The sequence below is a fragment of the Streptomyces pimonensis genome (assembly GCF_041380215.1).
In the GTDB taxonomy this organism is placed as follows: domain Bacteria; phylum Actinomycetota; class Actinomycetes; order Streptomycetales; family Streptomycetaceae; genus Streptomyces; species Streptomyces pimonensis.
In genome coordinates this window covers 175,783-196,730 of the sequence record NZ_JAHWZY010000005.1, presented here as the reverse complement: position 1 = coordinate 196,730, position 20,948 = coordinate 175,783, and the positions used below count along the sequence as shown (strand labels likewise).

General features: G+C 73.7%; 24 protein-coding genes. 7 read left to right on the top strand and 17 right to left on the bottom strand.

All coding sequences use genetic code 11. The features are described from left to right. Nucleotides 1–182 precede the first annotated feature (182 nt). Nucleotides 183–914 (bottom strand): VIT1/CCC1 transporter family protein, encoded by a 732-nt coding sequence (locus tag KYY02_RS07635; protein ID WP_371236775.1) that lies wholly within the window; start codon nt 912–914, stop codon nt 183–185. Between the two features lie 257 nt (nt 915–1,171). On the opposite strand from KYY02_RS07635, the gene KYY02_RS07630 reads away from it, so the two are divergent. Genes KYY02_RS07630 through KYY02_RS07605 form a run of 6 tightly spaced genes read left to right on the top strand, consistent with a single transcriptional unit; the run spans nt 1,172 to nt 8,221 of the window. After that, on the top strand, nt 1,172–2,176 hold the full coding sequence (locus tag KYY02_RS07630; RefSeq protein WP_371236773.1) for an ADP-ribosylglycohydrolase family protein: 1,005 nt from the start codon (nt 1,172–1,174) through the stop codon (nt 2,174–2,176). Beyond that, complete coding sequence (locus KYY02_RS07625) at nt 2,173–3,495, top strand: ADP-ribosylglycohydrolase family protein (protein WP_371236772.1); 1,323 nt, start codon at nt 2,173–2,175, stop codon at nt 3,493–3,495. The genes KYY02_RS07630 and KYY02_RS07625 overlap by 4 nt, the downstream gene beginning before the upstream one ends. 7 nt (nt 3,496–3,502) lie before the next feature. Next, nucleotides 3,503–4,684: an ADP-ribosylglycohydrolase family protein gene (locus KYY02_RS07620; RefSeq protein ID WP_371236770.1), complete on the top strand. Its 1,182-nt coding sequence runs from the start codon at nt 3,503–3,505 to the stop codon at nt 4,682–4,684. After that, nucleotides 4,672–6,192, top strand: a complete 1,521-nt coding sequence (locus KYY02_RS07615; RefSeq protein ID WP_371236769.1) for an ADP-ribosylglycohydrolase family protein — start codon at nt 4,672–4,674, stop codon at nt 6,190–6,192. Before KYY02_RS07620 ends, KYY02_RS07615 begins: the two co-directional genes overlap by 13 nt. Beyond that, complete coding sequence (locus tag KYY02_RS07610) at nt 6,189–7,394, top strand: CaiB/BaiF CoA transferase family protein (protein ID WP_371236767.1); 1,206 nt, start codon at nt 6,189–6,191, stop codon at nt 7,392–7,394. The genes KYY02_RS07615 and KYY02_RS07610 overlap by 4 nt, the downstream gene beginning before the upstream one ends. Continuing rightward, nucleotides 7,391–8,221 (top strand): HpcH/HpaI aldolase/citrate lyase family protein, encoded by an 831-nt coding sequence (locus KYY02_RS07605; protein WP_371236766.1) that lies wholly within the window; start codon nt 7,391–7,393, stop codon nt 8,219–8,221. The genes KYY02_RS07610 and KYY02_RS07605 overlap by 4 nt, the downstream gene beginning before the upstream one ends. A gap of 226 nt (nt 8,222–8,447) precedes the next feature. Here the strand turns inward: KYY02_RS07605 and lgt are convergent, their stop codons facing one another. The 11 genes from lgt to hisI all read right to left on the bottom strand — a co-directional run bounded on the left by lgt (nt 8,448) and on the right by hisI (nt 17,532). Then, nucleotides 8,448–9,419, bottom strand: a complete 972-nt coding sequence (lgt, locus tag KYY02_RS07600) for a prolipoprotein diacylglyceryl transferase (RefSeq protein WP_371236764.1) — start codon at nt 9,417–9,419, stop codon at nt 8,448–8,450. A 93-nt stretch (nt 9,420–9,512) separates the two neighbouring features. After that, nucleotides 9,513–10,292: a DsbA family protein gene (locus tag KYY02_RS07595; protein ID WP_371236763.1), complete on the bottom strand. Its 780-nt coding sequence runs from the start codon at nt 10,290–10,292 to the stop codon at nt 9,513–9,515. A gap of 98 nt (nt 10,293–10,390) precedes the next feature. After that, nucleotides 10,391–11,206 (bottom strand): tryptophan synthase subunit alpha, encoded by an 816-nt coding sequence (trpA, locus tag KYY02_RS07590; protein ID WP_371236761.1) that lies wholly within the window; start codon nt 11,204–11,206, stop codon nt 10,391–10,393. Continuing rightward, complete coding sequence (gene trpB, locus KYY02_RS07585) at nt 11,203–12,486, bottom strand: tryptophan synthase subunit beta (protein ID WP_371236759.1); 1,284 nt, start codon at nt 12,484–12,486, stop codon at nt 11,203–11,205. The genes trpA and trpB overlap by 4 nt, the downstream gene beginning before the upstream one ends. Before the next feature lie 81 nt (nt 12,487–12,567). Further along, nucleotides 12,568–12,780 (bottom strand): tryptophan biosynthesis modulator TrpM, encoded by a 213-nt coding sequence (trpM, locus tag KYY02_RS07580; protein WP_371236757.1) that lies wholly within the window; start codon nt 12,778–12,780, stop codon nt 12,568–12,570. 22 nt (nt 12,781–12,802) lie between these two features. Then, nucleotides 12,803–13,612, bottom strand: a complete 810-nt coding sequence (trpC, locus tag KYY02_RS07575; RefSeq protein ID WP_371236756.1) for an indole-3-glycerol phosphate synthase TrpC — start codon at nt 13,610–13,612, stop codon at nt 12,803–12,805. Between the two features lie 120 nt (nt 13,613–13,732). Beyond that, nucleotides 13,733–14,170 (bottom strand): DUF2752 domain-containing protein, encoded by a 438-nt coding sequence (locus tag KYY02_RS07570; protein ID WP_371236755.1) that lies wholly within the window; start codon nt 14,168–14,170, stop codon nt 13,733–13,735. A gap of 74 nt (nt 14,171–14,244) precedes the next feature. Beyond that, on the bottom strand, nt 14,245–14,496 hold the full coding sequence (locus tag KYY02_RS07565) for an HGxxPAAW family protein (RefSeq protein WP_371236754.1): 252 nt from the start codon (nt 14,494–14,496) through the stop codon (nt 14,245–14,247). 458 nt (nt 14,497–14,954) lie between these two features. Next, nucleotides 14,955–15,596, bottom strand: coding sequence for a TIGR02234 family membrane protein (locus KYY02_RS07560; RefSeq protein WP_371236752.1), 642 nt, complete (start codon nt 15,594–15,596; stop codon nt 14,955–14,957). Between the two features lie 41 nt (nt 15,597–15,637). Further along, complete coding sequence (locus KYY02_RS07555) at nt 15,638–17,131, bottom strand: anthranilate synthase component I (protein WP_371236751.1); 1,494 nt, start codon at nt 17,129–17,131, stop codon at nt 15,638–15,640. 11 nt (nt 17,132–17,142) lie between these two features. Further along, nucleotides 17,143–17,532, bottom strand: a complete 390-nt coding sequence (hisI, locus tag KYY02_RS07550) for a phosphoribosyl-AMP cyclohydrolase (protein WP_371236749.1) — start codon at nt 17,530–17,532, stop codon at nt 17,143–17,145. A gap of 75 nt (nt 17,533–17,607) precedes the next feature. Here hisI and KYY02_RS07545 point away from each other — a divergent pair, with 75 nt between their 5' ends. Next, a complete protein-coding gene (locus KYY02_RS07545) occupies nt 17,608–18,243 on the top strand; it encodes a TIGR03085 family metal-binding protein (protein WP_371236748.1) in 636 nt (211 codons plus the stop codon). Between the two features lie 17 nt (nt 18,244–18,260). On the opposite strand, the gene hisF is transcribed toward KYY02_RS07545, so the two are convergent. From hisF to KYY02_RS07520, 5 genes are read right to left on the bottom strand one after another with little or no spacing between them, the layout of a single operon-like run. Next, nucleotides 18,261–19,016 carry an imidazole glycerol phosphate synthase subunit HisF gene (hisF, locus tag KYY02_RS07540; protein WP_371236746.1) on the bottom strand — a complete coding sequence of 252 codons (756 nt, stop codon included), beginning with the start codon at nt 19,014–19,016 and terminating at the stop codon, nt 18,261–18,263. Then, nucleotides 19,013–19,417 carry a Rid family hydrolase gene (locus KYY02_RS07535; RefSeq protein ID WP_371236745.1) on the bottom strand — a complete coding sequence of 135 codons (405 nt, stop codon included), beginning with the start codon at nt 19,415–19,417 and terminating at the stop codon, nt 19,013–19,015. The genes hisF and KYY02_RS07535 overlap by 4 nt, the downstream gene beginning before the upstream one ends. Next, nucleotides 19,414–20,139 carry a bifunctional 1-(5-phosphoribosyl)-5-((5-phosphoribosylamino)methylideneamino)imidazole-4-carboxamide isomerase/phosphoribosylanthranilate isomerase PriA gene (gene priA, locus KYY02_RS07530; protein WP_371236744.1) on the bottom strand — a complete coding sequence of 242 codons (726 nt, stop codon included), beginning with the start codon at nt 20,137–20,139 and terminating at the stop codon, nt 19,414–19,416. The genes KYY02_RS07535 and priA overlap by 4 nt, the downstream gene beginning before the upstream one ends. A gap of 4 nt (nt 20,140–20,143) precedes the next feature. Beyond that, nucleotides 20,144–20,785: an imidazole glycerol phosphate synthase subunit HisH gene (gene hisH, locus KYY02_RS07525; RefSeq protein WP_371236742.1), complete on the bottom strand. Its 642-nt coding sequence runs from the start codon at nt 20,783–20,785 to the stop codon at nt 20,144–20,146. A gap of 4 nt (nt 20,786–20,789) precedes the next feature. Then, nucleotides 20,790–20,948 (bottom strand): CG2302 family histidine operon protein, encoded by a 159-nt coding sequence (locus KYY02_RS07520; RefSeq protein ID WP_371236741.1) that lies wholly within the window; start codon nt 20,946–20,948, stop codon nt 20,790–20,792.

Sequence of the window (20,948 nt, the reverse complement as noted above, 5' to 3'; positions counted from 1 at the left end):
GACCGGGTGGACAGGTCGATGTCCGTCGGTCCGGTGGCGGGAAAGGGCTCCTTCGCCCGTCCCGCGGGACGCGCCGTCGGCTTCCTTGCCCACGGCGCTTACGGCTCATGCCCAGCGGCCATGCACTCGAAACCAGCCGGTAACGGTTACTTATGCGACCCAACGTATACGCGCGAGCCGCATCATCCTACGGCCGTTCCGAACAGTGCACCCAGGGCGTACGTCACACCGGCCGCGGCGCCACCCAGGAGGAGCTGCCGCAGACCGCTGTACCACCAGCTCCGCGCCGTCACCTTGGCGACCACCGCGCCGCACAGGAAGAGCCCGAACAGCGCCAGCAGCACGGCGGGCCACAGGCTGCTCGCACCGAGCAGATACGGCAGTACGGGCAGCAGGGCGCCCAGCGCGAAGGAGCCGAAGCTGGACACGGCGGCGACGGCGGGCGAGGGCAGGTCGGAGGGGTCGATGCCGAGCTCCTCACGGGCATGGATCTCCAGCGCCCGCTCGGGGTCCCTGGACAGTTGCCGGGCCACCTCGCGGGCCAGCTCGGGCTCGACGCCCCGGGCCTCGTAGAGCGCGGCGAGTTCGGCCTCCTCGTCCTTGGGATGCTTGCGCAGTTCACGCCGCTCGACGTCGAGCTCGGCCTCGACCAGCTCGCGCTGGGAGGCGACGGAGGTGTACTCGCCGGCCGCCATGGAGAAGGCGCCGGCGGCCAGACCGGCGAGGCCCGTGAGCACGACGGTCTGCTGACCGACCGCTCCGCCGGCGACACCGGTCATCAGGGCGAGGTTGGAGACCAGTCCGTCCATCGCGCCGAACACGGCGGGGCGCAGCCAGCCGCCGTTCACGTCCCGGTGCGTGTGGTTGTCGCGGTGCGCCTCGTGCAGCGTCGCCTCGGTCTCGATGATGGCCATACCCCTGCCCCCACAGTCTTCTTTGGACGAATTCCATTTCTGGACAACGGCCAATGTACGTCCCCCCATTCCCTCCCGCCAGCAAGGAAAGGCTGGGCTAACCTGCGGTTTTGCGGATCTCGCTCGTTTGCGTGGATGGTCTCGCAGATGTCGACCGGGTGACGCTGGGACCTGTGAGGCTGCGCCGGGCACCGTGCCGGGGACAGATCCGCAAAGGGCTCCGCGCCTCTCGGGGCGCCCCTGAGAGGAGAGCCGCGATGGCACCGACCGCCCGCATCCCCTCCGTCCCGTCGCCCGGGGACACCCTCGGGCGACGGCAACGGGCGCGCGGCGCGCTGCTCGGCCTGGCCGTCGGTGACGCGCTGGGCGCCCCGGCCGAGAACATGAAGCCCTCCGAGATCCGCGCGCGGTGGGGCCGCATCACGGGATACGTGGCGGAGCACCCGGCGGGCACGGACGACACCGAGTACGCGATCTTCTCGGGCCTGCTGCTGGCCCGGCACGGCTCCGCGCTCACCCCGGCGCACGTCGAGGCGGCCTGGCACGAGTGGATCGCGGACCGCGCGGAGGGGCCTTTCCGGGGCGCCGGCTTCAGCGAGCGCGGCACGCTGGAGAACCTGCGCCGCGGACTGGCGGCGCCGATCTCCGCCCAGCACCGGCACGCCTGGAGCGACGGGCTGGCGATGCGGGCGGCTCCCCACGGGGTGTTCGCGGCCGGCCGCCCCGACGAGGCGGCCCGGCTGGCGGCGGTCGACGGCTCGGTCAGCCACGACGGCGAGGGCATCTACGGCGGCCGGGCGGTCGCGGCGGGCGTGGCGGCGGCGATGGCCGGGGCGCCGGTGGTCGCGGTGGTGGCCTCGGCCCTGGCGGTGGTGCCGGACGACTCCTGGACCGCCCGCTCGCTGCGCCGCGCCGTCACCGCGGCCCGCCTGGGCGAACGCGCGGTCCGCGCGGCGGTGGTGATCGGCGGCTACCCGTGGACCGACCTGGCCCCCGAGGCGGTCGCCCTCGCCTTCGGCGCGTACGCGGCGGCCGACGGCGACTTCGAGCGGGCGGTCCTGACCGCCGTCAACATGGGCCGCGACGCCGACACCACGGCGGCGGTGGCCGGCGCCCTGGCCGGCGCCACCCGGGGCGCCGCGGCGATCCCGTCGGCCTGGTCGTCCGCCATCACCCCGGCCCGCGGCACCTGCCTCCCGACCATGGCGGGCCACCACGTCCTGGACATCGCGGACCTGTTGACGCCGGAGACCCCCACATGACCACTACGACACCCCCCACCGGGAACCCCGCCTCGCCCGCGGCCGCCGACGGCGGGTCCGCCCCGCAGGGGCCAACCGCACCCGGCCTCGAAAGCCGCACAGGTGGTGCGGGCGGGAACATCCGGGCCGAAGGCGAGGCCGAGGCCGAACGTCCCGCCCCTCCGCCGCGGGCGCACGGCGGAGCCGACGCGGTCACCCCCACGCCGCGGACGAGAATCGAGGGCCTCCTCCTCGGCCTCGCCGCGGGCGACGCCGCCGGCTGGCCGGCCGCCCGCCACAGAGCCGCCCGCATGCCCGAGTGGACACGACGTCTCACCCGGGAACTCGACACCTTCGCGGAACAGAACGCCACCACCACCCTCCCCGTCCCGATCGCCCTCAACCAGTCCCCGGAGCCCCTCCGTCTCGGCCCCTCCGACGACGCCGAGTGGGCCGCGTTCGCCGCCGAAGCGGTCCTGCGCGCCGGCGCCGACACCGCCCTCGGCAACCTGAGCCGGGAGCGCCGCACCCGCGCCGCCATCGACCTGACCTGGAACTCCGTCGCCGCCGAGGTCGCCGCCGCCACCGAACGGGCCCCCGAGACCGAGTCCGCCGTCCTCCCCCTGCGTGCCCGCATCTCCGTCCGGGCCGGCCTGGGCAACCTCGCCACCGGTCTGCGCCCGCCCGCCACCGGCCACGACAACCCGCACTACTTCGACGACGCCGCCTGCGTACGCGCCTGCGTCCTGGCCGTGGCCCACCCCGGCGACCCACGGGCCGCCGCCGACCTCGCCGAGTTCGACGCCCGCTACACCCAGGACGGCGACGGCGTGCACGGCGCCCGCGCCATGGCCGCCGCCGTCTGCCTCGCGCTGACCGGCGCGGACCCGCACACCTGCGTGGCGGCGGCCTGCGCCGAACTGCCCGAGGACACGGAGATCGGCCGCAACGCCCGGCACGCCCTGAAGCTCGCGGCGGACGCCGACAGCGCCTTCGCCCTCGTACCGCCGCTGGAGCACCAGATCGTCGACCACGTCTACAGCTACGGCGTCGCCGCCGCCGAGACCGTCCCCGTCGCCCTCGCCCTCACCACCGCCGCCCGCGGCCGGATCGCGGAGGCGGTCCCCGCGGCGGCCTGTCTGTCCCGGGTCGCGGACTCCGCCCCGGCGCTCGTCGGCGCGCTCACCGGCGCGCTGGGCGGCGGGGCCGCGATCCCCGGGACGTGGCGGGAGAGCTGCCGCACCCTCTCCGGCTGCGTACTCCCCCGGCTCACCGGCACGGACCTGGCGGAACTCGCCGGACTCCTGGAAGCCGCACAACCGGCCCCGACAGAGGGATGATTCGGGCATGACACGCAAAGAGGAAGAAGACAGCGGCCGGGACCTGCCCCTGGACGAGCGGATCACCGGCGCCCTCGTCGGAGCGGCCGTCGGCGACGCCCTCGGCGGGCCGGTCGAGGGCCACTCCCCCGAGCAGATCGTCGAGCGCCACGGCGGACGCGTACACGGTGTCGTCGGCCCGTGGAACGGCGCCGCGTGGCGCACCGCCCGTCCCATCGCGCCGTACCACAAGGGCGACGGCCACGTCACCGACGACACCCTGATGACCCACGCGCTGATCCGGGTGTACGCGACGGTCCGGGACCACCTGGACGCCTACGCCGTCGCCGGCCACCTGGTCCCGGACCTGATGACGAACCCGCGCTGGATCCCGGAACTGGAGGCGGAGGCGCTCCCGCTGCAGCGGATCTTCCTCGCCGAGAAGTGGCTCGTGGCCCGCCTGCACTACGGCCACGTCGACCCGCGCGAGGCCGGCGCCGGCAACATCGTCAACTGCGGCGCCGCGATGTACATGGCCCCGGTCGGCCTGGTCAACGCCGCCCACCCGGCCGCCGCGTACGCCGAGGCACTGGACGTCGCGGGCGCGCACCAGTCGTCGTACGGCAGGGAGGCGGCCGGTGTCTTCGCGGCGGCCGTGGCGGCGGCGTGCGCGCCGGGTGCGACGGCGGACTCGGTCGTCGCCGCGTGCCTGTCCTCGGCGAAGGACGGCACGCGGGAGGCGATCGAGAAGGTCTGCGAAGCGGCGTCGCGGCACACGGACTTCGAGTCGGCGCTGGGTCCGCTGCGGGAGGCGGTGACGCCGTACGACACCGTGGGCCCCGACTACCGCTCCCCGTCGCTGGGCGCCCGCCGCCCCTCCCGGCTGCACGCCGTCGAGGAGCTCCCCGTCGCGCTGGGCATGCTGGTGGTGGCGGGAGGCGACTTCCGGCACGCGGTCCTCGGCGCGGTGAACTACGGCCGCGACTGCGACTCCATCGCCACGATGGCCGGCGCGATGGCCGGGGCGCTCGGCTCACCGGTCCCCGAGGACTGGGCCAAGACGGTGGCGGAGGCCAGCCGCCTCGACCTGTGGGGACCGGCGGCCGTCCTCACCGCCGTGACCCGCGAGGTCTTCGCCCGCGACGTGGGCCGCCGCCGCGCCCACGAACGGGCCTTCGCGGAGCTGGGAGGCCCCGGATGCTCCGACTGACCTGGGTCCAGCCGGAGGACCTGATCGGCCACGAACTGCGCCAGGCGGCCCAGGACGGCCGTGAGCCCTCGGCCGTCGCCGCCCGCTGGCGCGCGGCGGGCGGCCCCGAGGCCCCCCTCACCGCAGGCGCCTCCCCCCACCCCGCCTCCGCCTGTCTCCGCCTCCTGGCCACCGATCTCCTCGACGAACTGGCCGACCTCCCCAGCAAGCTGTCGGACGACGAACCGACCGACCTGACCCGGATCACTTCCCTGTGTCCCGACTGGCCGCGCTCCGCGGACGACCGCCCCGCCGGCCGCGGGCAGTCGTGCCGCCGGGACGACGGGAATCCCCCCGCCCGAGCGGAGCCGGAAGCGGGGGCGGGCGGGCGCGGGGGGCGCCTCTCGGACCGTTCCGGCGCTGGGGGAGGCGCCCCGCGGACGCCGGGCTGCGCCACCGTCCCCCGAGCGGCGCACCCCGCCGCCCTGGAGGCCGCCTGGCTCGGCAGAGCAGTCGGCTGCCTCCTCGGCAAGCCGGTGGAGAAGCTCCCCCTGACCGGCATCCGCCACCTCGCCCGGGCCACCGGCAACTGGCCCCTGAACACGTACTTCACCGCACGCGGCGTCCCCGAGGACCTCTTGGCCAGGTACCCCTGGAACCGCCGCTCCGCGGCGACCTCCCTCGCCGAGAACATCGACGGCATGCCCGAGGACGACGACCTCGACCACCCCCTCCTCGCCCTCCTCGTCCTCCAGCGCCACGGCCGCGCCTTCACCCCCGCCGACGTGGCCCGTGTCTGGCTCGACGAGCTCCCCGCCGGACGCACCTTCACCGCCGAACGCGTCGCCTACCGCAACCTCCTCAGCGGCCTCGAACCCCCGCTGACCGCCCGCCACCACAACCCCTTCCGCGAGTGGATCGGCGCCCTGATCCGCGCGGACGTGCACGGCTGGACCAACCCCGGCGACCCGGCCGCCGCCGCCGAGCAGGCCCACCGCGACGCCACCCTCACCCACACCGCCAACGGCGTCTACGCGGCGATGTTCACGGCGGCCGTCATCGCCACCGCCGCCACCGGCGACCACGACGTCCACACCTGTCTGCGCACCGGCCTCACCGTCGTGCCGCCCCGCTCCCGGCTGGCCCTGGCCGTCCGCCGGGCCATTCGACTGGCGCACGAGCACACCGACTTCGACACCGTCGTCGACGTCCTGCACGACACCTACGCCGCCACCCACCACTGGGTGCACGCCGTCCCCAACACCGCCCTGATCGCCGCCGCCCTCACCCACGCCGAAGGCGACTTCACCGGCTCCATCTGCCGTGCGGTGTCCGGCGGCTGGGACACCGACTCCAACGGCGCGACGGCCGGCAGCGTCGCCGCTCTTCTCGCCGGTTCGCCCCGCGCGCTCCCCGAACGCTGGACGGCCCCGCTGAAGAACCGCCTGGCCGCCTCCGTCGGCGGCTTCCACGGCACCGGCTTCGACACCCTGGCCCGACTGACCCATCTGGAGGCCACCCGCCCATGACCAGGCCCACCCCCTCCGGTCCCCCGCTGACCGGCCTGCGCGTCCTGGACCTCGCCACCCTCTTCGCCGGTCCCCTCGCCGCGACCCTGCTCGGCGACTTCGGCGCGGAGGTCGTCAAGGTCGAGCATCCGAGGAAACCGGACCCCTCCCGCGGCCACGGCCCGTCGAAGGACGGAATCGGCCTGTGGTGGAAGATGCTCGGCCGCAACAAGCGCACCCTCACCCTCGACCTGTCCAAGCCCGGCGGCCGGGCCGTCCTCCTGCGCCTCGCCGGGACCGCCGACGTCGTCATCGAGAACTTCCGCCCCGGCACCCTGGAGAAGTGGGACCTGGGCTGGCCCGAACTGTCCGCCGTCAACCCCCGGCTGATCCTGGTCCGGGTCACCGGCTTCGGCCAGTTCGGCCCGTACGCGCACCGTCCGGGCTTCGGCACCCTCGCCGAGGCGATGAGCGGCTTCGCCGCGATCACCGGGGAGCCGGACGCCCCGCCGACCCTGCCGCCGTTCGGCCTGGCGGACTCCATCGCGGGCCTGACCACGGCGTACGCCGTCATGACCGCGCTGGCCGGACGGGACCGCACGGGAGAGGGCCAGGTCGTCGACATGGCGCTGATCGAGCCGATCCTCACCGCGCTCGGGCCCCAGCCGATCTGGTACGACCAACTGGGTCACGTCCAGCCCCGTACCGGCAACCGCTCCCAGAACAACGCGCCGCGCGGTACCTACCTCACCGCCGACGGCACCTGGGTCGCCGTCTCCACCTCGGCCCAGTCCGTCGCCGAGCGCGTGATGGTGCTGGTGGGCCGGCCGGACCTGATCGACGAGCCCTGGTTCGCCACCGGCGAGGACCGGGCCCGGCACGCGGACGTCCTGGACGAGGCGGTCGGCGGCTGGATCTCCCGGCACACCCGCACCGACGTCCTGGCGGCCTTCGAGAAGGCGGAGGCGGCCGCCGCCCCCGTCCAGGACGTACGGGACGTCATGGCGGACCCGCAGTACCAGGCGCTGAACACGATCACCACGGTCGACGACCCGGAGCTGGGCCCGCTGCGCATGCAGAACGTCCTCTTCCGGCTCTCCGGCACCCCGGGCGCGATCCGCTGGGCGGGCCGCCCGCACGGTGCGGACACCGAGGAGGTCCTCACCGAGCTGGGCCTCACGCCCGACGACCTCACGGAGCTCCGCGCGGAGGGAGCCCTGTGACGGGTTTCCCGCTGACCTGGCTGTACGCCCCCGGCGACCGTCCTCCCGTGGTGGCGAAGGCGCTCGCCGCCGGCGCCGACGTGGTGGTGATCGACCTGGAGGACGCGGTCGCCCCCGACCGCAAGGCCTACGCCCGCTCCGCCACCGCCGAGCTGCTGCGCGACCCGCAGCCGGTTCCGGTCCACGTCCGCGTCAACGCCCTGTCCGGCCCCTGGGCCCGCGCCGACCTCGCGGCCATCGCGCCCGCCCCCGGTCTGTCCGGCCTGCGCCTCCCCAAGGTGTCGTCCCCGTCCGACGTCGTACGCGTCGCCCGACGCGCCGTGTCCGCCCGCGGCGGCCCACTGCCCCTGTACGCCCTCCTGGAGACGGCCCTCGGCATCGAACACGCCCATGCCGTGGCCGCCGCGCACCCGTCCCTGCGCGGCATCGCCCTCGGGGAGGCGGACCTACGGGCCGACCTGGGCGTGCGCGACGACGCGGGACTCGACTGGTCCCGCTCCCGGGTGGTCGTCGCCGCGCGGGCGGCAGGCCTCGCCCCGCCCGCCCAGTCCGTCCATCCCGACATCCGCGACCTGGACGAACTGCGCGCCTCCTGCGCCCACGGCCGCGCCCTGGGCTTCCTGGGCCGCGCCGCGATCCATCCCCGCCAGCTGCCGGTCATCGAGCGCGCCTACCTCCCCACGGAGGAGGAGATCGAACGGGCGGAGACCATCGTCAAGGCGGCGGCCACGGCCCAGGGCGCCCAGGCCCTTCCCGACGGCACCTTCATCGACACGGCAGCAGTACTGGCAGCCCGAAGGACCCTGTCCCTGACCACCAGAGCCTGACCCGCCCGTGAACCGCGGGCAAACCGTGCCTCCCCAGTGGCTCAAGGGCCCGGGCGGCGCCCCCAAAGCGGCGCGGGTGGGCGACGGGGGTGCCTCCCGCTCGAACGGAGACGGGGTGGAGGAGGCGTCCCGCAAGCGCCGGGCCGCGCACCCCACCCCCGCTCCGCACAGACCGGGGGCGCCCGGAGAACCCCGGGCGCCCTCGGCGCAGCGCGACAGGCGGCGGTCAGCCCTTCTTCGCCGACCCGGCCCCGTCCTTGTCCCCGTCCCTGGAGTCCTCCGAGCCCTCGGAGTCCTTCTTCGGGGAAGGAGCATCCTCCTCGTCCTTCTCCGCGGCCCCGTCGGATCCGGCCCCGGAGTCGGACCCGCCCTCGTCGCCGGAGGCCCCCGGCTCCACCACGTCCTCCCGCCCCGGCCGCTTCCGCGCCGACAGCACGATGTACAGCACCGCGAGCAGGAACACCAGGAGAGCCGTCCAGTTGTTCAGCCGCAGCCCGAAGATGTGGTGCGCCTCGTCGACGCGCATGTACTCGATCCAGAACCGCCCCGCGCAGTACCCGGCGACGTACAGCGCGAACGCCCGCCCGTGCCCGAGCTCGAACCGCCGGCCGGCCCAGATCACCAGCAGCGCCACACCGACGCACCACAGCGACTCGTACAGGAACGTCGGGTGGTACGTGCCCGGTACCCGCCCGTCGGTGGAGGAGGTGATCTCCAGCGCCCAGGGCAGATCGGTGGACCGCCCGTACAGTTCCTGGTTGAACCAGTTGCCCCAGCGGCCGATCGCCTGGGCGAGGGCGATGCCCGGCGCGACGGCGTCGGCGTAGGCGGGCAGCGGGATGCCCCGGCGGCGGCAGCCGATCCAGGCGCCCAGGGCGCCGAACGCGATCGCGCCCCAGATGCCGAGACCGCCCTCCCAGATCTTGAAGGCGTCCACCCAGTCACGGCCCTCGCTGAAGTACAGCTGGTAGTCCGTGATCACGTGGTAGAGCCGGCCGCCGATCAGGCCGAAGGGCACGGCCCAGACCGCGATGTCGGCCACCGTACCGGCCCGCCCGCCCCGGGCGATCCAGCGCTTGTTGCCGAGCCAGACGGCAACGAAGACGCCGATGATGATGCAGAACGCGTAGCCGCGCAGCGGAACGGGGCCGATGTACAGCACCCCGCTCGACGGGCTGGGAATGTAGGCAAGTTCCATGGCAGGGTCGACGCTACCGTGCCGGACCGGCCGCACGGCGGGCAGCCCGGCTACGGCTCCATAACAGGACCGTCGGACGGTCGGTCCGGGGCGTCACTGTCCCTTGTTGGCCTCCTCGACCATCTGCTTGAACTTCTCGGGGGTCATCGAGCGGTCCTGGTTGATGTTCCTGCCGTCGAACATCACCGTCGGCGTGCCGCTGTGACCGCTCCTCTGGAACGCCTCGTGGGACTTGGCGACCCAGCTGTTGTGCGTGCCGTCCTCGACGCAGGCACGGAAGGCGGGGGTGTCGAGTCCGTCGACCTTGCCGGCCAGCTCGATCAGCCTGTCGTCGTCGGCGAAGGCGTCGTCGCTCTCCATCGGCTGGTTCTCGAACAGCACGTCGTGGTACGCGGCGAACTTCCCGGCGTCCTGGGCGCAGGCGGCGGCGTTGGCCGCGTTGCGGGAGCCGGTGCCGCCCATGCCGTTGTCGATCAGCGTGACCAGGCGGTACTCCACCTTCAGCCGGCCGGAGTCGGTCAGCTCGTGGATGGTGGGGCTGTAGTTCTGCTCGAAGACCTTGCAGGCCGGACAGCGGAAGTCCTCCCACACGACGAGGGTGGCCTCGGCGTTCTCCTTGCCGACCGGGATGGCGAGGCCGTCCTTGCCCAGGGCCCCGGAGGGCGCCACCACGGGACCGGCCGCCTCGCTCTCCTCGTCCCCGCCGGAGTTGGCCGCGATGACACCGATCACCGCGGCGAGCCCCAGGACACAGAGCACGCTCGCGCCCACGATCAGGGCACGGCGCCGCTTCTCCGCCGTCTTCCGCTTCTCACGCTCGACCGCCAGTCGCTCCCGGGCGGTGCGCTTTCCCTCAGGGTTCTTCTCGCTCACACCCCGCAGAACGAACCGGGGAGGCGCACAGCGCCTCCCCGGTCCCAGGACCACCCTTACGAGGTATCCGTATGACTGCCTGCGAACACCCCGGCCGGTCACACCTGCCGGCGTACGCCCTTGGCCAGGTCGCCGGCGAGCGCGCGGACGGCCTCGACGCCGGCCGCGTCGTCGGGGGCGTCCAGCATCCGCTTGACGAAGGCGGAACCGACGATCACGCCGTCGGCGAAGCCGGCGACCTCGGCCGCCTGGGCTGCGTCGGAGACGCCGAGGCCGACGCAGACCGGGATGTCGGTGGTGGCGCGGGTGCGCCGCACCAGGTCCTCGGCCTGGGCGCCGACCGACTCACGGGTGCCGGTGACACCCATCAGGGAGGCGGCGTAGACGAAGCCGCTGCCCGCCGCGGTGATCTCGGCGAGCCGCTCGTCCCTGCTGCTGGGCGCGACCACGAAGACCGTGGCGAGCCCGTGCTTCCGCGCGTGCTCCCGCCAGAGCGCCGACTCCTGGACGGGCAGGTCGGGCAGAATGCACCCGGCGCCGCCCGCCTCGGCCAGCTCGGCGGTGAACCGCTCGACGCCGTAGCGGTCGACGGGGTTCCAGTAGGTCATGACGAGGATCGGCTTGCCGGTGGCCGCGTGGGCCTCACGGACCGTGCGCATCACGTCGGCGATCTTCACTCCGCCGCGCAGGGCGATGTCGTCGGCGGTCTGGATGACCGGGCCGTCGAGGACGGGGTCGCTGTGCGGCAGGCCCACCTCCACGACGTCGGCGCCGCCGTCCAGGGCGGCCCTGACCGCCTCGATGCCGCCCTGCACGGTCGGGAACCCGGCCGGGAGGTAGGCGATGAGAGCGGAGCGGCCCTCGGCCTTCGCCGCGGCGAGGGTGTCGTCCAGCAGCCGCACGTTCCCGCTCACTTGGCGTCCCCCTCGATCTCGGCGGCGCCGGCCTCGTCGGCGGCGACCTCGGCGTCGGTGTCGTACAGCCCGAAGTAGCGGGCGGCGGTGTCCATGTCCTTGTCGCCGCGCCCGGACAGGTTGACGACGATCAGCCCGTCCCCGCCCAGTTCCTCGCCGACCTCCAGGGCGCCGGCGAGGGCGTGGGCGCTCTCGATGGCCGGGATGATGCCCTCGGTGCGCGACAGCAGGCGCAGGGCCTGCATGGCGGCGTCGTCGGTGACCGCGCGGTACTCGCCGCGGCCGCTGTCCTTGAGGTAGGAGTGCTCGGGTCCGATGCCCGGGTAGTCCAGACCGGCGGAGATCGAGTACGGCTCGGTGATCTGGCCCTCGTCGTCCTGGAGGACGTACGACCGGGAGCCGTGCAGGATGCCGGGCTCGCCCGCGGTGAGGGTGGCCGCGTGCTCGCCGCTCTCGATGCCGTGCCCGGCGGGCTCGCAGCCGATGAGGCGTACGCCGGCGTCCGGGATGAAGGCGTGGAAGAGGCCGATGGCGTTGGAACCGCCGCCGACACAGGCGATCGCGGCGTCGGGCAGGCGTCCGGCGCGCTCCAGGAGCTGGCGGCGGGCCTCGACGCCGATGACGCGGTGGAAGTCGCGGACCATGGCCGGGAAGGGATGCGGTCCCGCGACGGTGCCGAAGAGGTAGTGCGTGCGGTCGACGTTGGCGACCCAGTCGCGGAACGCCTCGTTGATGGCGTCCTTCAGGGTGCGGCTGCCGGACTTCACGGCGATGACCTCGGCGCCGAGCATCCGCATCCGGGCCACGTTGAGGGCCTGGCGCTGCGTGTCGATCTCGCCCATGTAGATCGTGCAGTCGAGCCCGAAGAGGGCGCAGGCGGTGGCGGTGGCCACGCCGTGCTGGCCGGCGCCGGTCTCGGCGATGACGCGGGTCTTGCCCATCCGTCTGGTGAGCAGGGCCTGGCCGAGCACGTTGTTGATCTTGTGCGAGCCGGTGTGGTTCAGGTCCTCGCGCTTGAGGAAGATCCGGGCCCCGCCGGCGTGTTCGGCGAACCGGGGGACCTCGGTGAGCGCGCTCGGGCGGCCGGTGTAGTTGGCCAGGAGGTCGTCAAGCTCCCGGGCGAACTCGGGGTCGTGCTTGGCCTTGTCGTACTCCACGGCCACCTCGTCGACCGCGGCGACGAGGGCCTCGGGGATGAACTTGCCGCCGAAGGCGCCGAAGTAGCCCTCGGGGCCGGGGACCCGGCCCTCCGGGTCGGGGAGGAAGAAGTCGCTGGGCATGCGTGTACCTCACGGTGAGTGTGTGTCGGACACTTTTCGCCGTGGGGGCGGGATGGCCGGCCGGTCACCTGCCGGTCGCGCTCACGCGACGGAGTCGCCTGCCGGTACGGCCCCGCGCCCCTGGGAGGGGCGCTGCCATCGCCGCCCGTTCACCTGGCCCGGCTCGTCGCCGATGACGTACCGCACCCGACGGCCGTGCACCCTGCGGGCGGGCGCACGGCAGCCCCGGGGCCGGCAGCCGCGCGCCAGGCGGGCATACGGGTCCCTGGACGCCAGGGTGATCGGGACGGTCATCGCGGCCAAGCCTACCGGTGGATCAGCCGCGGCCGTGGCGCAGTGCCGGGTGTTCGCCCGCCGCCACCAGGTCGGAGACGGCCGTCCTGGGGTCCTTGCCGGTGACCAGGGACTCGCCCACCAGGACGGCGTCGGCGCCGGCGTTGGCGTAGGCGATGAGGTCGTGCGGTCCGCGGACGCCGGACTCGGCGACCTTGACCAGGGTGTCGGGGATCTCGGGGGCGACCCGCTCGAAGGTGCCCCGGTCGACCTTGAGGGTCTTGAGGTCGCGGGCGTTGACGCCGATGACCTTGGCGCCCGCGTCGACCGCGCGCTCGACCTCGTCCTCGTCGTGCACCTCGACGAGCGGGGTGAGGCCGATGGACACCGCGCGCTCGATCAGCGACTCCAGGGCCGGCTGGTCGAGGGCCGCGACGATCAGCAGGGCGAGGTCGGCGCCGTACGCGCGGGCCTCCCAGAGCTGGTACGACGTGACGATGAAGTCCTTGCGCAGCACGGGGATGTCCACCCGCGCGCGGACGGCCTCCAGGTCCGCCAGCGAGCCGCCGAAGCGGCGCTGTTCGGTGAGGACGGAGATGACGGCGGCGCCGCCCGCCTCGTAGTCGGCGGCGAGTCCCGCCGGGTCGGCGATCGCGGCGAGCGCGCCCTTGGACGGGCTGGAGCGCTTGACCTCGCAGATCACCTTGACGCCGTCGCCGCGCAGGGCGGCCGCGCCGTCCTTGGCCGCGGGAGCCTTCGCCGCTCGCTCCTTGAGCTCGTCGAGGCTGACGCGCGCCTGCCGCTCCGCGAGGTCGGCACGGACTCCGTCGATGATCTCGTCGAGCACACTCACGCGAGCGGCCCCCTTCCTGACGGGCGGTCTTCACTGGTCACTGCGATGGTATCCGCAGCGGGGCGCATGCCTCGCATCCAGGTTGACACCGCCCCCTCCACCTGGGCTTCCGCCGGTCGGTCAGGGATGCAGCCAGCCGCCGAACGGCAGGTTCCGGACAATCGTGAAAGCCAGCAGCAGCGCTCCGAGGGACCACAGAAGCACCGGCGGCGGATCGATCCGCAGCGGCGGCCCACCGCGCGCCGCGCGGACCACCCAGACGGTCCACAGCACGGCGCAGACGGCGTAGCCGAGGACGGCGGGCGCGTTGGCCTGGAGGGCCGCAGGGAGGTCGCCGTGGACGACGGCGTGCGCACTGCGCAGTCCGCCGCAGCCCGGGCAGTACAGGCCGGTGAGGCGCAGCAGCGGACAGGCGGGATAGTGGCCCGGCTCGTTGGGGTCCACGGTCCCGACGTAGGCGAAGGCCCCGGCGACGGCGGCGAGCAGCCCTGCGGGGACGGCCAGTCGGGCCGCTCTGCCGGGGGGCGCGGCGGGGGCGGGAGCGTTCACGTTGTGCATTGTGCCCCGGACGCGGCGCAGGGGCGGTTCCGGCACCGTGCCGGCCCGCCCCTGTGCGGGGTGCTCCGCCGTGCTCAGCCCTGGGCGCGGGCCGGCTCGCGGTCGCCGGTGACCTGGTGCACGGGGTGGTTGCTCTTCGGCTGGCCCATGCCCATCGCGCGCATGACGGCGCCGACGACACCGCCGAGGAGTACGACGCCCATGCTCGCCCAGAAACCCACGGGCTGGCTCATCACCATGAACGCGCCACCGGCGCAGAAGCCGATGAAGGCGATGATGACACCGGTCCAGGCGGCCGGGGTGTGACCGTGGCTGCTGCCCGCCATTGCTTGCTCCTCGTTGCTGTGTACGTGTCTGAGCAGACGCTCGATCCCATTGTCCCGCACGCGCCCGCCGGGGGTGAGCGGGGGTACACGCGGGGCCGCGGTCACGGGCCGCGCCGTGTCTTCCCCGCTCACCTCGGGCAGCAGGGCGGCACGGGCGGGCGGTGGGGTGCACCTCCCGCCGGTCGAAGCCGGGGGTGGGGAGGCGGCCCGTCGGCGCCGGGCAACGCGACCGCCCCCGGCCCCGGCCGGCCCGGCGTGCCGGATGGGTGAACGCCCGCATGGGTGGGGCGGGGGTGTCGCGCAGCCCGGCGCCTGCGGGTGCCGCTGCACCCACCCGTGCCACCCCGGCGGCACGGCTCCCCGCAGCGGGCGGAGTGAGTGCCGACCCGGCGGGACGACCACCCTCAGCAGGCAAAGCGGGCGCCGCCCCGGCTGTGCGGCTGTCCCGCGGTGCGGCGCTACGCGCCCGTCGGGTCCTCGCCCCGGTCCAGGGCCTTCCAGAGGTCCTCGGGACGGTCGGGGTCGACGGACGCGGGCTTGCGGCGTGCGCGCGGGGTTCCGTCGCGTTCGTAGCGGCCCGACATGGCCGGCCAGAGACGGCCGTAGCGCAGGGCGAGCAGGCCGGCCAGCAGCAGCAGGACACCGCCCGCGGCGGCCACGTACGGCCATACGGTGTGGCTGAGGGCGTCCACGGTCGCGGAGGTGTCCCCCGACGCCTGGGCCGCCTTCTCGTCGAGCGCCCCGCTGTCCGACGCCCCGAGCAGCGCCGCCGTCACCGTGCCCGCCCCCGACAGCGCCAGCAGCGCCGCGACGGCCAGGCGACCGGTCCGGCGTACGGCGAACACCGCGACCAGCGCCGCCAGCCCCACGACGGCCAGGGCGGCGGGCACGCCCGTCACGTCACTGCCCCTCGCGGTCAGGGGGAACGCGCCACCGGCCACCGTGGCGGTGCCCTCCGACCACTGCTGCCGGGTGGCGAGCAGGGCCACGGCCGCGCCCAGGGCGCCGCACAGCAGGGCGGCGACGAGACTGAGGCGGCCGCTGCGGGCGGAGCCGGCGGCCTCGGAACGGGGGGTGGGTACAGCAGTCACGGCATCCACTATCGCCTGACCCCCGGGTGAACCGACACCCGGGGTTCGTCTCAGGCGGTTCCCAGCCGGTTCGCGGTGTGCACCGCGCGCAGCACCGCCGCCGCCTTGTTGCGGCACTCGGTGTCCTCCGCGACCGGGTCGGAGTCGGCCACGATCCCCGCCCCGGCCTGCACGTACGCGATGCCGTCCCGCAGCAGCGCGGTACGGATCGCGATCGCGGTGTCGGAGTCGCCCGCGAAGTCGAGGTAGCCGACGCAGCCGCCGTACAGCCCGCGCCGGGACGGTTCGAGCTCGTCGATGATCCGCAGCGCGCGGGGCTTGGGCGCTCCGGAGAGCGTGCCGGCCGGGAAACAGGCGGTGAGCACGTCGAACGCGGTGCGGCCGGCGCCGACCCGTCCGGTGACCGTCGAGACGATGTGCATGACGTGCGAGTACCGCTCGACGGACATGAAGTCGACGACCTCGACGGAACCGGGTTCGCAGACCCGGCCGAGGTCGTTGCGTCCCAGGTCGACGAGCATCAGGTGCTCCGCGCGCTCCTTGGGGTCGGCGAGCAGTTCCTCGCCGAGGGCCTGGTCCTCCCGCGGGGTGGCGCCGCGGTGCCGGGTGCCGGCGATGGGATGGACCATGGCCCGCCCGTCCTCGACCTTCACCAGTGCCTCGGGGGACGAGCCGACGACGTCGAAACCGTCGAAGCGGAACAGGTACATGTACGGGGACGGGTTGGTGGTCCGCAGCACCCGGTAGACGTCGAGGGCGCTCGCCGTGCACGGCGTCTCGAACCGCTGGGAGGGGACGACCTGGAAGGCCTCCCCCGCGCGGATGCGTTCCTTGACGTCCTCCACGGCCCGCTGGAAGTCGGGGCCGCCCCACAGCTCGGTGTACTCGGGCAGCTCGGAGGGCGGCAGCGCGGCGGGTGGCTGGGCCACCGCGCGGGCGAGGTCGGCCTCCATGGCGTCGAGCCGTGCCACGGCGTCGGCGTACGCCTCGTCGACGCCGGTCTCCAGGTCGTTGTGGTTGATCGCGTTGGCGATCAGCCAGACCGCGCCCTCCCAGTGGTCCATGACGGCGAGGTCGCTGGTGAGCAGCATGGTCAGCTCGGGCAGCTTCAGATCGTCCCGCTCGCCGGGGCCGACCTTCTCCAGGCGGCGCACGATGTCGTAGCCGAGGTAGCCGACCATGCCGCCGGTGAAGGGCGGCAGGCCCAGGTCGTGGGCGAGGTCGCGCGGGGTGTGCAGGGCCTGGAGGGTCGTGCGCAGCGCGGCGAGCGGGTCGCCGTCCACGGGTACGCCGACGGGCGGGGTCCCCTCCCAGCGCGCCTGTCCGGCGTGTTCGGTGAGCGTGGCGGCGCTGCGGACGCCGACGAAGGAGTAGCGGGACCAGGAGCGGCCGTTCTCCGCCGACTCCAGCAGGAAGGTGCCGGGGCGCTCGGCGGCGAGCTTGCGGTAGAGCGCGACCGGGGTGTCGCCGTCGGCGAGGAGCTTGCGGGTGACCGGGATGACCCGGCGGTCGGTGGCGAGCCTGCGGAACGTCTCGAGGTCCATGGCGGCAGACCTTACTGATCCGCGGCTGGGGCGTCCGCCACCAGGACGTCGGCGTCGAAGCAGGTGCGGGCTCCGGTGTGGCAGGCGGCACCCACCTGGTCGACCTTGACCAGCACGGTGTCGGCGTCGCAGTCGAGGGCGACCGACTTGACCCACTGGAAGTGGCCGGAGGTGTCGCCCTTGACCCAGTACTCCCGGCGGCTGCGCGACCAGTAGGTGCAGCGGCCGGTGGTCAGCGTGCGGTGCAGCGCCTCGTCGTCCATCCAGCCCAGCATCAGCACCTCTCCGGTGTCGTACTGCTGGGCGATGGCGGGCAGGAGGCCGTCGGGGCTGCGCTTGAGCCGCGCGGCGATCTCCGGGTCGAGGCGGCTGGGCCGGGACGTGCTGGTCATGCCGACCATTGTGCCGTGCTCCGGCCACCGGACCCGGACGATGTCCACTGTGCGGACTTCGCGTCCGGCCGTAGGCTGGCTCGTATGTCGACCCATGCCAAGCGCGAACGACTTCTCCTGGCCGATCTGCTGGAGACCGCGGGCCCTGAGGCCCCCACCCTGTGCGAGGGCTGGACGACCCGGGACCTCGCCGCCCACGTGGTGGTGCGCGAGCGCCGCCCCGACGCGGCCGGCGGCATGCTGGTCAAGCAGCTCGCGGGGCGTCTGGAGCGGGTGATGGCGGAGTTCACCGCCAAGCCGTACGAGGAGCTGATCCAGCTCATCCGGAGCGGCCCGCCGCGCTTCTCGCCCTTCTCGCTCAAGCAGGTCGACGAGCTGTCGAACATCGTCGAGTTCTACGTCCACACGGAGGACGTGCGCCGCGCCCGGCCCGACTGGACACCGCGCGAACTCGACCCGGTGTTCCAGGACGTCCTGTGGTCGCGGCTGGAGCGCTCGGCGCGGCTGATGGGCCGCGGGGCGCCGACGGGCCTGGTGCTGCGCCGTCCGGACGGCCAGACGGTGGTGGCGCACCGCGGTACCCCGGTGGTCACGGTGACCGGGGAACCGTCCGAGCTGGTGCTGTTCGCCTACGGCCGGCAGAGCGCCGCCACGGTCGGGCTGGACGGCGACGAGGACGCGATCGCGAAGCTGCGCGAGACCGGACGGCTCGGCATCTGATCCGGCCCGGCCGGGGCTCAGCGCACCGGGTGGCCGGCTCCCCGCAGCGTCTCCTTGACCTGGCCGATGCGCAGGTCGCCGAAGTGGAAGACGGAGGCGGCCAGGACGGCGTCCGCGCCGGCGGCGACGGCGGGCGGGAAGTCGGCCAGCTTTCCGGCGCCTCCGGAGGCGATCACCGGGACGGTGACGTGCTTGCGGACGGCGGCGGTCATCTCCAGGTCGTAGCCGTCCTTGGTGCCGTCGGCGTCCATGGAGTTGAGCAGGATCTCGCCCGCGCCCAGCTCGGCGGCGCGGTGTGCCCACTCCACGGCGTCGATGCCGGTGCCGCGCCGGCCGCCGTGCGTGGTGACCTCGAAGGATCCGGATGCGGTGCGGCGGGCGTCCACCGACAGCACCAGGACCTGCCGCCCGAAGCGTTCCGCGATCTCGCGGATGAGCTCGGGCCGGGCGATGGCCGCCGTGTTGACGCCCACCTTGTCGGCGCCCGCGCGGAGCAGTTTGTCCACGTCCTCGGTGGTGCGGACGCCGCCGCCCACCGTCAGCGGGATGAACACCTGCTCGGCGGTGCGGCGCACCACGTCGTACGTCGTCTCGCGGTTGCCGGACGAGGCGGTGATGTCCAGGAACGTCAGCTCGTCGGCGCCCTCGGCGTCGTACACCTTGGCCATCTCGACGGGATCGCCCGCGTCGCGCAGGTTCTGGAAGTTGACACCCTTGACGACCCGGCCGTTGTCCACGTCCAGGCAGGGGATGACTCGGACCGCCAGGGTCATGAAGTCACGGCTCCTCTGAATGCTTCGAGTTCCACTGAGACCAGTACGCGCGAGTCGATGAAGCCCTCGACCACCAGCAGGGTGGTGACCGGGCGCACCGAGTCGAACAGCTCCTTGTGGGCGCGTCCGGCCTCGTCGACGTCCCGCGCGTGGGCGAGGTGGAGGCGCGTGCGGATCACGGATTCGATGCCGAGCCCGAACTCGGCGATCGCCTCCAGCGCGCCGGCGAAGGCCACCTTGGCCTGCTCGTACGGGTCGCCCTCGCCGTACAGCACCTCGCCCCGGAAGGCGGTCGTGCCCGCCACCAGGACGCGGTCGCCCGCCGCCACGGCACGTGCGAAGCCGAAGGACTCCTCCCAGGGGTTTCCGCTCTGCACACGCCGTACGGCATCGATCGTCATGGGGACACAGCCTCCAGGGCCTCTTCCAGGGTGAACGCCTTGGCGTACAGGGCCTTCCCGACGATGGCGCCCTCGACACCGAGCGGGACGAGCTCGGCGATGGCGCGCAGGTCGTCGAGGGAGGAGACGCCGCCCGAGGCGACCACCGGGCGGTCGGTGGCGGCGCAGACGTTCCTCAGCAGCTCCAGGTTGGGGCCCTGGAGGGTGCCGTCCTTGGCGATGTCGGTGACGACGTAACGGGCGCAGCCCTCCTTGTCGAGGCGCTCCAGCGTCTCGTAGAGGTCGCCGCCGTCACGGGTCCAGCCGCGGCCGCGCAGCGTGGTGCCGCGCACGTCGAGGCCCACGGCGATCTTGTCGCCGTGCTCGGCGATGACCCGGGCTACCCACTCGGGGGTCTCCAGGGCCGCGGTGCCGAGGTTGACGCGGGTGCAGCCGGTGGCGAGGGCGGCGGCGAGGGTGTCGTCGTCGCGGATGCCGCCGGACAGCTCCACCTTGATGTCCATCGCCCCGGCGACCTCGGCGATCAGCACGCGGTTGTCGCCGGTGCCGAACGCGGCGTCCAGGTCGACCAGGTGCAGCCACTCGGCGCCCGAACGCTGCCAGGCGAGGGCGGCATCCAGGGGGGAGCCGTACGACGTTTCCGTCCCGGACTCGCCGTGCACCAGGCGGACCGCCTGGCCGTCGCGGACGTCGACGGCGGGGAGGAGTTCGAGCTTGGCCATGTCTCTACAGGGTTCCGATCCAGTTGGTGAGGAGCTGGGCACCGGCGTCGCCGGACTTCTCGGGGTGGAACTGGGTCGCCCACAGGGCGCCGTTCTCCACGGCCGCCACGAAGGGCTTGCCGTGGGTGGACCAGGTGACCAGCGGGGCGCGCATCGCCGGGTTGGTCGTCTCCAGCGTCCAGTCGTGGACGGCGTAGGAGTGCACGAAGTAGAAGCGGGCGTCCGCGTCGAGGCCGGCGAACAGCTCGGAACCGGCCGGGGCGTCCACGGTGTTCCAGCCCATGTGGGGCACGATCTCGGCCTGGAGCGGCTCGACCGAGCCGGGCCACTCGTCGAGGCCCCCGCTCTCCACGCCGTGCTCGATGCCCCGCGCGAACAGGATCTGCATGCCGACGCAGATGCCCATCACCGGGCGCCCGCCGGAGAGCCGGCGGTCGACGATCCAGTCGCCGCGCGCCTCCTTGAGGCCCTTCATGCAGGCGGCGAAGGCGCCGACGCCGGGCACCAGCAGCCCGTCGGCGTTCATGGCCGCGTCGAAGTCACGGGTGATCTCGACGTCGGCTCCCGCGCGGGCGAGGGCGCGCTCTGCGGAACGGACGTTGCCGAAGCCGTAGTCGAAGACCACGACCTTCTTGGTGGCGCTCAAAGGTTCACACCTCCAGCCTCAGGAGCCCCGTGACGAGACACATCGCGGCGCCGATGGAGAGCAGCACGACGAGGCTCGTGGGCATCTTCTGCTTGACGAAGGAGATGATCCCGCCGACGAGGAACAGGCCGACGACGATCAGGACGGTGGACAGGCCGTTCAT

Bases quoted from the DNA above. Each gene is read 5' to 3' on its own strand.
- trpB (WP_371236759.1), bottom strand. From the start codon at position 12,486: ATGCCCAGCGACTTCTTCCTCCCCGACCCGGAGGGCCGGGTCCCCGGC.
- KYY02_RS07610 (WP_371236767.1), top strand. From the start codon at position 6,189: ATGACCAGGCCCACCCCCTCCGGTCCCCCGCTGACCGGCCTGCGCGTC.
- KYY02_RS07625 (WP_371236772.1), top strand. From the start codon at position 2,173: ATGACCACTACGACACCCCCCACCGGGAACCCCGCCTCGCCCGCGGCC.
- KYY02_RS07620 (WP_371236770.1), top strand. From the start codon at position 3,503: ATGACACGCAAAGAGGAAGAAGACAGCGGCCGGGACCTGCCCCTGGAC.
- KYY02_RS07535 (WP_371236745.1), bottom strand. From the start codon at position 19,417: ATGACGATCGATGCCGTACGGCGTGTGCAGAGCGGAAACCCCTGGGAG.
- KYY02_RS07545 (WP_371236748.1), top strand. From the start codon at position 17,608: ATGTCGACCCATGCCAAGCGCGAACGACTTCTCCTGGCCGATCTGCTG.
- KYY02_RS07635 (WP_371236775.1), bottom strand. From the start codon at position 914: ATGGCCATCATCGAGACCGAGGCGACGCTGCACGAGGCGCACCGCGAC.
- priA (WP_371236744.1), bottom strand. From the start codon at position 20,139: ATGGCCAAGCTCGAACTCCTCCCCGCCGTCGACGTCCGCGACGGCCAG.
- lgt (WP_371236764.1), bottom strand. From the start codon at position 9,419: ATGGAACTTGCCTACATTCCCAGCCCGTCGAGCGGGGTGCTGTACATC.
- KYY02_RS07520 (WP_371236741.1), bottom strand. From the start codon at position 20,948: ATGAACGGCCTGTCCACCGTCCTGATCGTCGTCGGCCTGTTCCTCGTC.
- KYY02_RS07615 (WP_371236769.1), top strand. From the start codon at position 4,672: ATGCTCCGACTGACCTGGGTCCAGCCGGAGGACCTGATCGGCCACGAA.
- KYY02_RS07565 (WP_371236754.1), bottom strand. From the start codon at position 14,496: ATGGCGGGCAGCAGCCACGGTCACACCCCGGCCGCCTGGACCGGTGTC.
- KYY02_RS07570 (WP_371236755.1), bottom strand. From the start codon at position 14,170: ATGCACAACGTGAACGCTCCCGCCCCCGCCGCGCCCCCCGGCAGAGCG.
- hisI (WP_371236749.1), bottom strand. From the start codon at position 17,532: ATGGTCGGCATGACCAGCACGTCCCGGCCCAGCCGCCTCGACCCGGAG.
- KYY02_RS07555 (WP_371236751.1), bottom strand. From the start codon at position 17,131: ATGGACCTCGAGACGTTCCGCAGGCTCGCCACCGACCGCCGGGTCATC.
- hisF (WP_371236746.1), bottom strand. From the start codon at position 19,016: ATGACCCTGGCGGTCCGAGTCATCCCCTGCCTGGACGTGGACAACGGC.
- KYY02_RS07630 (WP_371236773.1), top strand. From the start codon at position 1,172: ATGGCACCGACCGCCCGCATCCCCTCCGTCCCGTCGCCCGGGGACACC.
- trpM (WP_371236757.1), bottom strand. From the start codon at position 12,780: ATGACCGTCCCGATCACCCTGGCGTCCAGGGACCCGTATGCCCGCCTG.